The following is an 11638-nucleotide window of genomic DNA, read 5'->3' as shown; positions in this document are numbered from 1 at the left end:
TTGTCGTTAAAAACATTGTACCGTAAAAGGACTGTTATATGGCCTTTTTACTTTTACACAATTATACGGACTTTATCACAGAATGCTTTAGAGTTTCTATTTTTCTTATAATATATAGTAATTTCGGTACAAATTAACTTGTATATTCTATCTGGTTTAGTGTGATATATTCATTGTTAAATAAAAATATGAGTTCTCCTCTTATTTTAAAAAATAATTATTTTATAATTTTTTTATATTTAGTGTAAACTATTCATTGCGTCCCAAATACGGGAAGTTTGTTTCTGATTTTCATATTTGGATTATAATATTCTCATCAGAGTTACTTAAGGAGTAAGATATGAACCAGATTATGAAACAATATAAATTACTATATTTCTTGATTATTTTATTAAGTTTGACAAGTGCTCTTTTAATGACATTCTTCTCTCTGCAATTAGGAAGAATACTTGATAGTATATCTAATTCAAATAGTGGATTACTCTTTCATATCACTATTTCTGTAGGTTCGATTTTACTGTGGTTCTTGATTTCTTCTTCCTATTCCTATCTTAAAAACGAATATGTAAAAAAAGTTATTTTAGATCTAAAAAGGCGTCTCTTATTACATTATTTATCGCGTGAATTTAACCAAATTGACAACCGTAACCATTCAGATTTCTTAAATAATATCACCAAAAACAGTGACCTTATTCAAGAAAATTTATTAATCCCTAAAATCTCTCTAATTGCAAATTTAGGGAGCCTTATCATGAGTGTGGTTGCTATTATTTATATAGAATGGCGATTAGCATTAGTCTTCCTTTTATTGTCGAGTATAACGGTTTTCCTATCACAAATTCCTGGAAAGTTAATGACTAAATCAACAAATAATTATTCTCTACAAAATAATCACTATTTGTCAAAAATGACAAACTTTATTAATGGTTTTGAACAAATTAAGTTATTAAATATTCAAAGCTGGACCCAAGAAAAAATTCAGGGAATCAGTTTAGAATTTGAAGAGTCCAGAAAAACATATCAATTCTTAAAAGACTTAGCTTCAACTACTGGAATTTTACTAAGTTTTGGCTCTCAACTATCCTGTATGGTCGCTGGTATCTTTTTTGTAAGAAATAACTTACTGACTATTGGATTACTAGTAGCAAGTATTCAATTATTGAACGGTGTTTTTGCTCCATTACAATCTATTCTTTACAATAAAAATTTAATCAGCAGTAGCAAGTCCATTATTGATAATATCCAAGAAAATCTATATGAGACAAATCATGGAACTTCCCATAAAACAAGTACAATTGATTGTGATAACATTTCGACCATTTCTATTAGCCAATTACATTATGAAATTGAAAATAAAATATTATTTGATCATTTTTCCTATGAATTTAAAAAAGGCAAGCGCTATGCAATTATAGGTGCTTCAGGAGCTGGGAAAACAACTTTAGTAAAATTAATACTAAATTATTATCCCAAAAATCTTTATGATGGAGAAATAAAAATCAACGGAAAACAGAATATTGATATTCCCTCAGACGAGTTATATAAAGATATTGCGTTTGTGCAAAAAAATGACTTTCTTATTGAAGGCAATATTCTAGAGAATATCAAATTGGCTAGAAACCTTCATTTAACTGAAAAATTAAGAAAATCCTTAGGTTTTAATGAAGACTTTCTTCGTAAAAACCTAGCTCAATCAAACCAAATCATTTCAGAAGGAGAAAAGCAACGAATTGATTTAGCTAGGTTTTTAGTCAAAACATATTCAGTTTATATATTTGACGAACCTACAAGTAACCTTGATCCAATAAAAGCAAAAGAAATAATGGATTACATTCTATCCATTAAAGATGCAATTGTTATTGTCATTACTCATGATCAAAATCCAGAAATATTGGAAGAGTTTGATCAGATTATTGTTTTATAATAGAAAGGAGGTGATGATCATGATTATGGAAGATTTCAACATTTTGGAGTTAGAATTTGAAGAAATTCGTGAAGAAGATACAACTAATTGGTACTTTATCTAAGATAATTTTAGATTTAGTTAATTTAAACTCTTAAAAAGAGAGTTTAAATTAGTTTGTATTAATAAAAAAGAAGTCAATAATATTAATCGACTTCTCGTGTATAACAGAAGCATGCATGTTAATCTTGCATGCTTTTATCAAATAGTTGAGGATATAAAATGGATAATTATTTCCCAAAATGGAACCAGGATAGAATCGTTTACCAATGGAAGAACGACAGATTAAGAATTGGAGCTGACGATGTTGATGTATTAGAAATTACAGGATACTCAGATTTTTGGTCAGATTTAATTTCTTGTTGCAATGGAATTAATAGCTTTGAAGAAATTAAAGATTTATTAAGAAAAAAATATGATATATCCGAAAATATTATAGAAAAATATATATCTAAATTTTCTGATCGTAATTTATTAGAAATATTAGATAGACCTGTAAATCAAATTGATCACTATTTAATTAATGAATCACTAGAAACTTATTATTCTAGTGAAGGTATTGGCGGGATTAAATTACTTGAAAAATTGAGTAATTTAAAAGTTACCATACTAGGATGTGGAGCCGGTGGTTCTCATATCGCATTACAATTAGCCCAATTAGGGGTAGGGCGACTTCATTTAGTCGATGATGATATTGTTAAAGAAAATAATATAAATAGGCAATCTATGTTTACCTTTAACGATATTGGTAAATATAAAGTTGACTGTGTAAAAGATTGTATTCTAAAACGTAATTATCAGTGTGTAGTCACAAAAAGAAAATTAAAAATGAGCACTGTTGATGCTGTAAAAAAAGAAATTTCTGAAAGTGACTGGGTATTTTGTTGTATGGATGAACCTCCTTATATAGCACAAAGATTAGTAAATAGAGCATGCTATTTATTTAATATCCCTAGTATATACTGTTTTAGCCAACGTAGCGCAGGTAAACTCTTATTTTGTAATCCTAATATTCAAAATATAGGCTGTGTTGATTGTTTACTTTATGAACAAGATAGTGATAACTTTCAAAATTTAGTTAAAAAATTTTCAAACTATGATGGAAAATTAATAACTGCAAATATTTTAACTAATATTCTATTATTGTCATCATGGGTTGTGAAGAAATGGTTAGATTGTGTAACAGAGAAAAATAGTAATGTTTGGAATACTTTATTTAGATTTGATTTTTATAGTTTTAGGGAAGATGAATTCAAGCACTTCTCTAAGCAATCTCATTGTCCTACATGTGGTCATGATTTCAATAAAAGTAAACTCTGGGAGATTCTAAAAATTGATGAATAAGAGAATTATATTTAAAAAAAATCAAGCAAGTAAATTTGCATATTTTTCATTGATGTTTGTTGCAGGTACTAGTATTGAGCAAGTAAATGAATTAGGATTTTCACATCTTATTGAACATTTACTAATACGAGCAGGGAATGAACAATCACTAAATGAATTGTTTGATATGAATGGTGCAGCTATTAAAGGAGAGACATCTAGAGATTATATTAATTTAAGTGGTTACTGTCTAGCTGAAGATTTCAATAAAATTTTTAAAATACTGATAAGTAGGATTTTCAATCTTTCCATTACTGAAGATGAACTATTGAGGGAAAAGAAAATAGTCTTAATTGAATTAAATCAGTATGAAAATAGTAAGAAATCTATTAATGATAATCGAGTAATTTTTAAAAATAGTTCTTGGTCAATAGATATTATTGGTACTAGAGGTAATATTGAGTATGTTAGTTTAGAAACTATATATAAATTTTATATAAAAAATATTCAAGCAGGAGAATTCCAGATTGCTATTGCTGGTCCAAGTTTTCTACAAAGTGAAATCATAAGTATTGAAAATATGTTACCTTTAAGTGAATCATCTGTAGAAATTAACTTTCCGGCTTTTTCAACTGGTTTAACGGAATTAGATAAGCAACAAGAACTTTCTGAAATTTCTATGTATCTAGATATATCTGGTATGGTAGCATCATCTCATGAAATGGCAATGTTAAGTATCTTAAACTCGATGTTAACTGGTATTAAAGATTCATTATTAGGCCATAAGTTAAGGACACAAAAGCAATGGATATATAATATTGTATCATACCCAATATTTTATAGTAATATGACTTTACTAAAAATAGTAACTATAACACCTACAATCTATAAGAAAAAATTGATTAAAACACTGGAGAACAATCTTGTTAATGAATCCGATTTATCTGATGAAATATTATTTTATAAGGCTAAAAAAAGAGTAATCAATGAATTGTACATAAATTGTGAAGTTAATAAAAATGAATATTTAAAAACAATTTGTAGAGAAAAATTATTTGATATTCCAAGTTGGGATAGTATTGCTGAAGAGCTGGAATTGATTTCTTTAGATGAATTAAAAAGTTTTTCAAAAAAAGCAATTATTCAAAATAGGAATTACCACATTGTAATAAATTGATAATATTTTTTTTGTAGTATTCTTTATAATTTTTGTATAATGTTTTATTGAATAATTCAAAAATTTTTAAAGCATCTTCTATTTTTAAAATTGATTTTTGATTATGATGAAATTTAAGTTCAAAAAATCCTTCTAAATACAAAAGAATAGTTTGTTCAAAAAAATCTGTGGAATTAGATAATATATTCTTAGTAGCTTGTTCTAAAAATAAAGCTTCCTCATATAAGCTGTTTTCAATCATAATAAGAAGTGAATTAAGAAGTAATTGAACGAGAGCTTGTTTATTTCTAGGTATAGAACTATACAACTTTCCTTTTTTAAGCGCCTCTTTGGCATATCTAAATAATAAATTTGGTAATATTGCTCGACAACAATTTCCAAGAATAAGAATTTCGTAATATCCCCAGTTTTCAACAGAAAATAAATAATTAGTAAGATAAGAGGTGTCTTGATTACTCAATTGATGAGTATTATCAATTCCATAGATAATACTTTCAATGAAAATAGCGTTTAACTTATGATAATGAGATTTGGTTTCTCTAAACAGTTCCATCTCTTTGCTTACCATATTAAGTAATGATTTGATTTCTTGATTGTATGCAGCCTGTTGAACTAAGCGTATCAAGGTATTGAAGTCTGAAGGCTGGTAATCATTACATGAAAGCAAAAACTCTTCTAGTGTTACACCTATTTTTTCAAGTAGATATAATAATTTAAAAAATGAGATTTCTGTCTCTCCTAATTCAAATCTAGATATTTGAGACTTTGAAATTTCTGCACCTGCTAATGAAGAAATAGAAATACCTTTTCCTTCTCGTATTTTTCTATAAGTTTCACCTATAATCATATTTATCTCCATTTACCATAAAAAATCATTAGAAAGCGTGACAGATTATGAAAAAATACTATCAAATTTTTTTATTACTATTTGATATTATCATTATTATTGGATTATATCAATAACATTAATGAGTTTGGGTAAAAACTCAATTTCAGGAGAAAATGAAATGAATATTCCCACAATAAAACGCATTATATCAAGTTTTTGGACAGCCTTTGTTCGAAAATTATTTTAACTCATAGTTGATGATTCTATAAATTGAAAAGTTTTATACTTAGCATTAAAATGCTCAATTTTAATACGTATTACAAGTATCTCTATTAAACTTCTTATCCTCTTCAGTCAATAGATGCTTTTTAGAATTTTTAGCAGGAATGAAGGTTATATTATGAATATTCATAATGCATAAATAATCCAAATACAGAAAATCAAGTGATTGCTCTGGCAAACTTGACCTATCCTTTCTTAAAAAGAGTAAAATCATGTGTATGACCTTCTTAAAAAACTAATTAGCAGGCATGAAGTGGTGTTAAATCGAGTATGATTTGTGTCTTCATGGTGTGTCTCTTTTTTCCTGAATAATTTTACTTTGGTTTCTTTTAGGACGTTGAAATAGGACTTTCTATGACATCAATAGCTATAGTGACACTTGCTGCTTTTAAGTTGTCTAAGGCAAATAGACCTGAAGAACGAAGAGTATCTTCTACCAATATTATCGTTCGGTGACTGTCGCTAATCCAAGACCAAAATCAAAAGCTAGGAGACGTAGAGTTGGTCAATAGAATAAATAACGCAAGTTTAGCATCAACTGTTTTTATAGACTTAGCGTTTTTGGACGTCCTCCTTTATAGTGTTTGGCTTTATAAGCTTTATTTAGACAGGATATCTTTGTTGGGAAGGTGTCCTTTTTTACACTAATAAATAATTTAAAGTTCTCAGAAGTTAGTTGCATGATCTTTTGTAAATAGTTTTCTTAACTATAGTATAGCATAGTACAGTATGCATTTTATTTTTTTCCAATAAGTCTATTATACTCCAAAGACAGCTAGTTTTATTTTTTTCTCTGAACTGTACGATTTTGCGCCTGAAATGTAGGAATTACCTTTCGTTGTGATGTGATAAAACTTACAAGTTCTTTTTGTTATTCTTGACCTAGTTTTTATAGAAAGAAGGTCTAAGATGTTAAATAAAGTCAAAACTAAAGCCTTAATTAGTGTTGGAGCAGTAGCCGCAACTAGCTTTATTCTCATGATGGGATATACTGCTGGCCAACATTCTACTGCTAAACAAAGTCGCAAAGAAATCGAATTGGCTGCATCTAAACTTGTAGAGGACAAACAAGCAGAAGATAAAGCAAGTATTTTGTCATCAGATACTGTAAAAGAATTTTTGACACAGTACTATACGAAAGAAAAACTAGGGGAAAATAATACACGTATTCAACCTTATATGACTGAATCAGCTTATTCTCAAGAATTGTCAAGTCAAAATGATGCCATGAACCAAGTTTATAAGGACTATATTTTGGATTATCATTTTGAAAAAGCTGATATCTTTGTCAATCAGACTACGAATCAAGCCATTGCCATGGTCTCTTATAATGTAACCTATGTATCTGATTTAAAGAATGCCAACCAATCAAAGACCAGTCAGACAGAAACCAGAACGGTTAAGTTGTCTTATTCGAAACTACCAGGTAAGTTATTGGTCAATCAAGTGCAGGTTTGGAAATCTGGGTTGGATGATTTGGATAAGGCCACTCCTAAAACTTTAGAAGAATCTTCATCTGTTCCATCACTGCCAAATACTACGACAAAATGATGATGTTTTATGAATATAGAGGAATGTAAGCAAATTTCAATTCTTGATGTAGCCAATCGTTTAGGTATCTCCTTTAAACAAGTTTCGAGCAGTGTCTATGAGCATTCTGAACACGATTCATTTCGGATTTTTTCAACTACCAATACTTTTAAATGGTTTTCAAGAGATATTCAAGGTGATGTCATTGATTTTGTTCGAATTGTTAAGGGAATTTCCTTTAAAGAAGCTCTAGCCTTTCTTTCTAAAGAACCTTTTCAAAAAGAAGCTGTTCAAGAAAAAAGAGAGAGACCATTTTATTATCCTTTAAAGAGAGTAGAGGACTCTAACTGCAGTCTGGCTAGATATTATTTAACAGAATGTAGAGGAATCTCAGAAGAAATCATACAAAAGATGATCCAACAAGGTTTGATAGCACAAGCTAGTTGGAAAACAAATGAAACAGTTGAACCTGTTATCGTTTTTAAAAGCTTTGATCATCGTCACATACTACAGGCAGCAAGCTTACAAGGGATTTATAAGAATCACTCTCTTCCTAGAGAGAGGTTAAAAACGATTCTAAAAGGAAGCCATGGACATGTTGGAATATCCTTTGATATTGGTAAACCAAATAGACTGGTCTTTTGTGAATCGTTTATCGACTTGATGAGCTATTACGAACTTCATCAACAAAGTCTATTTGATGTTCGTTTGGTATCTATGGAGGGATTAAAAAGGTCTGTTGTCGCTTATCAAACTTTACGACTGATAACTGAAGAAAATCAGAAGTTGGAATTTTTAGATACAGTAACACCTTCAAAGTTATTGCCCTTAATCAATACAATTCGTGATACCACTACCTATTTCGATAATCATCCTGATTTATTGACACTTGCGGTAGATTGTGATGATGCAGGAAAAGATTTTTCTGATAAGTTATCTCAAGAAGGATTGCCTGTTTCACTGGATTTACCTAATAATGAATTTGGGAAAGAAAAAATAGACTGGAACGATATTCTTCGAGAAAACAAATCAGATTTTCAATCTATGATTGAGACTGCAAAAGAGATGTTTGGAAATCCATTAGTAAGACAATCATCTAAATGTTTAGAATTGTGATAACAAAATCAAGATGTTCTAGCTAAAATTAGTATGAAGGGGGATCGTATATGACCATAATTGAACGCTTAGAAGAAAAGGTCACTAGGCAAGAAAGCAAGGTAGCAAGAGAGACAGAAAAACTAGCTGCTTACAAAGAGCAACTGGAGACAGCGATGTTTGCGACGTTCAAAAGACGTCACAGCATCAGTCACATGAGTTTTGAAGAAGCTCTTGACCATGCCTTTGGTAAAGAAAGACAATTCGATGATTCTGAATTTAGAAAGGATGAAATGAGTGAATGACAAAAGATTGGAATTTTAATCAACCATTAGAAAGTAAATCAGAAAATCAAGAAGATCCAGATAAAATTGCGGCCTTATTTGGAAATCATCAAGGAGGTAATGATGTAAATTATGAAGCAGCTTTTCAAAAGAGAAAACAAGCACCTGTAACGGAATCAAATCCTAGCTCTAAACCCAAAGTTACAGAGGTTAGAACAGGAAAAGAGACAGATATCACTACAAGTTATCAGCAACATCTTAAAAGACTTATTGAGGATAACAATAGCGATATTCAAAGCAGTCAAAAGAAAATTGAAGAGCTACATACGTTGATTGACACAAAGAATAAAGATAATAAGAAATTGCAGTCAATTTATGATGCGATTTCCGAATTACACTAAGCAGTCCTGATAGGCTGCTTTTTTTGAGAGGTTATAGATGTTTACAACATTTTTTAAGAAAAATCACGACAATAGTGATATATTTAAAAAGCTGATTCATAGACTATCTGATATGTCTTCCCAAGATCTTGAAAAAATAGACCGACTGCTAGATATCATTTTCACTCCAGATCAAGGATCAGAACAAGTAAAAACAGAATCAACTTACAGAGAAGAAACTTTGGACGACACATTAAAGGAAGCTAAGAATCAACTTCATAAGGAACAATTGGAGAAGAATTTAGAGAGGTTTAGGAAAAACAGTCAATAACGCACCAATTTTGGTGCGTTATGCTTTTTTATGCTATAATTGAATTATAAAAATAAAGGAGTTTGCCATGATTGGAAAGAACATAAAATCCTTACGTAAAACACATGAATTAACACAACCCGAATTTGCCCGAATTATAGGAATTTCTCGAAATAGCTTGAGTCGTTATGAAAATGGAACGAGTTCAGTCTCTACCGAATTAATAGACATCATTTGTCAGAAGTTTAATGTATCTTATGTCGATATTGTAGGAGAAGATAAAATGCTCAATCCTGTTGAAGACTATGAATTGACTTTAAAAATTGAAATTGTGAAAGAAAGAGGTGCTAATCTTTTATCTCGACTCTATCGTTATCAAGATAGTCAGGGAATTAGCATTGATGATGAATCTAATCCTTGGATTTTAATGAGTGATGATCTATCTGACTTGATTCATACGAATATCTATTTAGTAGAAACTTTTGATGAAATAGAGAGATATAGCGGCTATTTGGATGGAATTGAACGTATGTTAGAGATATCTGAAAAACGGATGGTAGCCTAGTGGAAATCCAAGATTATACTGACAGTGAATTCAAACATGCTCTAGCACGGAATCTTCGTTCACTGACAAGAGGAAAAAAGTCCAGTAAGCAACCTATAGCGATTTTGCTCGGAGGGCAAAGTGGTGCCGGTAAGACTACAATTCATCGTATTAAACAGAAAGAATTTCAAGGAAATATTGTTATCATAGATGGCGATAGTTTTCGTTCTCAGCATCCACACTATTTAGAACTGCAGCAAGGATATGGCAAAGATAGTGTTGAATACACCAAGGATTTTGCGGGAAAAATGGTGGAGTCTTTAGTAAGAGAATTGAGTCATTTGGGATACAATCTTTTGATTGAGGGAACTTTACGAACGATTGATGTTCCAAAGAAAACAGCACAACTCTTGAAAAGTAGGGGATATGAAATACAATTAGCCTTGATTGCGACAAAGCCTAAGCTGTCCTATCTGAGCACCCTTATCCGATACGAAGAACTGTACGCTATTAACCCAAATCAAGCACGCGCAACTCCAAAAGAACATCATGATTTCATTGTAAATCATCTAGTTGATAATACACGACAATTGGAAGAACTAGCTATCTTTGAAAGAATTCAAATTTACCAACGAGATAGAGGTTGTGTATATGATGCAAAAGAAAATACAACTTCAGCGGCAGATGTTCTTCAAGAGTTACTGTTTGGGGAGTGGAGTCAAGTAGAGAAGGATATGCTTAAATCTGGAGAAGAAAGATTGAAAGATTTAACTAATCGAAATGGTTGTTAGAACACAAATTTTATAATATAGTCTATTTAGGATTGAAAAAAGTCTTTAAAATCAGAAAAACGCATAGTCTCAGGTGTTGAAGAACTTGAAACTATGCGTTTTCTTGTGGGAAGATTTACTCCATTTTCTTCAGGAATTGAGATTTTGCCTATCTCTTTTTATTATATTTAAGGATATTTGAAAGATGTATTTTAGAAAAACAATTATGGAGTTCTTAATACGGAATATAGTATAAATGCTAATTCAAAGTGAAGCTTTATATGGTTTTTGCTTTTGTTGAGTATAAAATCTATTAACTAAAGTCGAACTACAAAAATTAATTTAAGATGAAGTGAATTGTAGACTTTGGAAATGTCTCTTACTCGATTTCAGAATGAATTACTGATACGGGATTAAAAGAACTAAGTATTTCTTTTTGTTTTGAATGAGATACATGAGTATAGATTTGTGTGATTGATATAGAACTATGTCCAAGAATTTGTTGAATGTATCGAATATCTACATCATTATCTAGAAGCATTGTTGCAAAGCTATGTCTAAACATATGTGGTGTAATAGTTCTAGATAAGCTGTTTTGTTCAACTATTCTCTTTAAAATTAAACGTACACTTTGCTCTGACAATGGTTTAAGTGAATGTTTCCCTGGAAACAAGAAATCATTGGATTCATTTCTTGTTTTATTTATATATGTTTCTAATAAATTGAATGTTTTTTGATCTCCTAAAAATAGGATACGTTCTTTCTTACCCTTTCCTATAATATGGAGTGTCTTATTGGAAAGATTAATGTCTTTGAGATGAATGTGGCAAAGTTCAGAAATTCTAATGCCTGTTGAAAGTAACAGTGAAATAATTAGTAGATTTCTTTCAGCGTGTTGTTTTTGATAATCAGTTTTAGATAGAACTATTCTCTGCTCTAAATATGAAAAAATACTTTTCAAAATGTCATACGGAATCGTTTTAGGCAATACTTTTTCATTTCTAAATTGAAAGCGCAATTGATTGAAGGGATTCTCTTCAATTATGTTCTGGTATTTTAGATAGTTATAAAACAAGTCAAGTCCAGACTCCTGTGTAAAATGCTATACAATGTTTTTACCATTTCTACTTATCAAAATTGATGTATTTTCT

Annotated in this window: 11 protein-coding genes and 1 pseudogene; 10 read left to right on the top strand and 2 right to left on the bottom strand. The window is 30.2% G+C overall.

The window, feature by feature from the left end; translation table 11 throughout:
* The first annotated feature begins 340 nt into the window (after positions 1 to 340).
* The 3 genes from ACIY19_RS10305 to ACIY19_RS10295 all read left to right on the top strand — a co-directional run bounded on the left by ACIY19_RS10305 (position 341) and on the right by ACIY19_RS10295 (position 4463).
* Positions 341 to 1924, top strand: coding sequence for an ABC transporter ATP-binding protein (locus ACIY19_RS10305; protein WP_076984638.1), 1584 nt, complete (start codon positions 341 to 343; stop codon positions 1922 to 1924).
* Between the two features lie 261 nt (positions 1925 to 2185).
* The gene (locus ACIY19_RS10300; RefSeq protein ID WP_049489279.1) at positions 2186 to 3307 is read left to right on the top strand and encodes a ThiF family adenylyltransferase; all 1122 of its coding nucleotides are present in this window, start codon (positions 2186 to 2188) and stop codon (positions 3305 to 3307) included.
* Complete coding sequence (locus ACIY19_RS10295; RefSeq protein WP_076984637.1) at positions 3300 to 4463, top strand: pitrilysin family protein; 1164 nt, start codon at positions 3300 to 3302, stop codon at positions 4461 to 4463. Before ACIY19_RS10300 ends, ACIY19_RS10295 begins: the two co-directional genes overlap by 8 nt.
* On the opposite strand, the gene ACIY19_RS10290 is transcribed toward ACIY19_RS10295, so the two are convergent.
* Positions 4426 to 5310 (bottom strand): helix-turn-helix domain-containing protein, encoded by an 885-nt coding sequence (locus ACIY19_RS10290; RefSeq protein WP_076984636.1) that lies wholly within the window; start codon positions 5308 to 5310, stop codon positions 4426 to 4428. The two genes, ACIY19_RS10295 and ACIY19_RS10290, sit on opposite strands and share 38 nt — an antisense overlap.
* 1173 nt (positions 5311 to 6483) lie before the next feature.
* Between ACIY19_RS10290 and ACIY19_RS10285 the strand changes: the two genes are divergently transcribed.
* The 7 genes from ACIY19_RS10285 to pezT all read left to right on the top strand — a co-directional run bounded on the left by ACIY19_RS10285 (position 6484) and on the right by pezT (position 10508).
* On the top strand, positions 6484 to 7125 hold the full coding sequence (locus tag ACIY19_RS10285; protein ID WP_076984635.1) for a peptidylprolyl isomerase: 642 nt from the start codon (positions 6484 to 6486) through the stop codon (positions 7123 to 7125).
* A gap of 9 nt (positions 7126 to 7134) precedes the next feature.
* Positions 7135 to 8220, top strand: a complete 1086-nt coding sequence (locus tag ACIY19_RS10280) for a toprim domain-containing protein (RefSeq protein ID WP_076984634.1) — start codon at positions 7135 to 7137, stop codon at positions 8218 to 8220.
* 50 nt (positions 8221 to 8270) lie between these two features.
* Entirely contained in the window at positions 8271 to 8504 is a 234-nt protein-coding gene (locus ACIY19_RS10275) for a DUF5965 family protein (protein ID WP_076984633.1), read from the top strand.
* Positions 8501 to 8884: a DUF5945 family protein gene (locus ACIY19_RS10270; protein ID WP_076984632.1), complete on the top strand. Its 384-nt coding sequence runs from the start codon at positions 8501 to 8503 to the stop codon at positions 8882 to 8884. The genes ACIY19_RS10275 and ACIY19_RS10270 overlap by 4 nt, the downstream gene beginning before the upstream one ends.
* 37 nt (positions 8885 to 8921) lie before the next feature.
* Complete coding sequence (locus tag ACIY19_RS10265) at positions 8922 to 9194, top strand: hypothetical protein (RefSeq protein WP_409003346.1); 273 nt, start codon at positions 8922 to 8924, stop codon at positions 9192 to 9194.
* A gap of 67 nt (positions 9195 to 9261) precedes the next feature.
* The gene (gene pezA / locus ACIY19_RS10260; protein WP_000579623.1) at positions 9262 to 9738 is read left to right on the top strand and encodes a type II toxin-antitoxin system antitoxin PezA; all 477 of its coding nucleotides are present in this window, start codon (positions 9262 to 9264) and stop codon (positions 9736 to 9738) included.
* Positions 9738 to 10508, top strand: a complete 771-nt coding sequence (pezT, locus tag ACIY19_RS10255) for a type II toxin-antitoxin system toxin PezT (RefSeq protein ID WP_409003345.1) — start codon at positions 9738 to 9740, stop codon at positions 10506 to 10508. Before pezA ends, pezT begins: the two co-directional genes overlap by 1 nt.
* A 358-nt stretch (positions 10509 to 10866) precedes the next feature.
* Here the strand turns inward: pezT and ACIY19_RS10250 are convergent.
* Positions 10867 to 11568, bottom strand: a pseudogene (locus ACIY19_RS10250) (tyrosine-type recombinase/integrase); the annotation flags it as partial.
* Positions 11569 to 11638: the final 70 nt, after the last annotated feature.

The organism is Streptococcus sp. ST14, from assembly GCF_046098195.1.
Lineage (GTDB): Bacteria > Bacillota > Bacilli > Lactobacillales > Streptococcaceae > Streptococcus.
Note: the sequence above shows the minus strand (reverse complement) of the source record. Positions and strands in the feature narration are given on the sequence as shown.

Bases quoted from the DNA above. Each gene is read 5' to 3' on its own strand.
- ACIY19_RS10305 (WP_076984638.1), top strand. From the start codon at position 341: ATGAACCAGATTATGAAACAATATAAATTACTATATTTCTTGATTATT.
- ACIY19_RS10290 (WP_076984636.1), bottom strand. From the start codon at position 5,310: ATGATTATAGGTGAAACTTATAGAAAAATACGAGAAGGAAAAGGTATT.
- ACIY19_RS10270 (WP_076984632.1), top strand. From the start codon at position 8,501: ATGACAAAAGATTGGAATTTTAATCAACCATTAGAAAGTAAATCAGAA.
- ACIY19_RS10295 (WP_076984637.1), top strand. From the start codon at position 3,300: ATGAATAAGAGAATTATATTTAAAAAAAATCAAGCAAGTAAATTTGCA.
- ACIY19_RS10285 (WP_076984635.1), top strand. From the start codon at position 6,484: ATGTTAAATAAAGTCAAAACTAAAGCCTTAATTAGTGTTGGAGCAGTA.
- pezA (WP_000579623.1), top strand. From the start codon at position 9,262: ATGATTGGAAAGAACATAAAATCCTTACGTAAAACACATGAATTAACA.
- ACIY19_RS10265 (WP_409003346.1), top strand. From the start codon at position 8,922: ATGTTTACAACATTTTTTAAGAAAAATCACGACAATAGTGATATATTT.
- ACIY19_RS10300 (WP_049489279.1), top strand. From the start codon at position 2,186: ATGGATAATTATTTCCCAAAATGGAACCAGGATAGAATCGTTTACCAA.
- ACIY19_RS10275 (WP_076984633.1), top strand. From the start codon at position 8,271: ATGACCATAATTGAACGCTTAGAAGAAAAGGTCACTAGGCAAGAAAGC.
- ACIY19_RS10280 (WP_076984634.1), top strand. From the start codon at position 7,135: ATGAATATAGAGGAATGTAAGCAAATTTCAATTCTTGATGTAGCCAAT.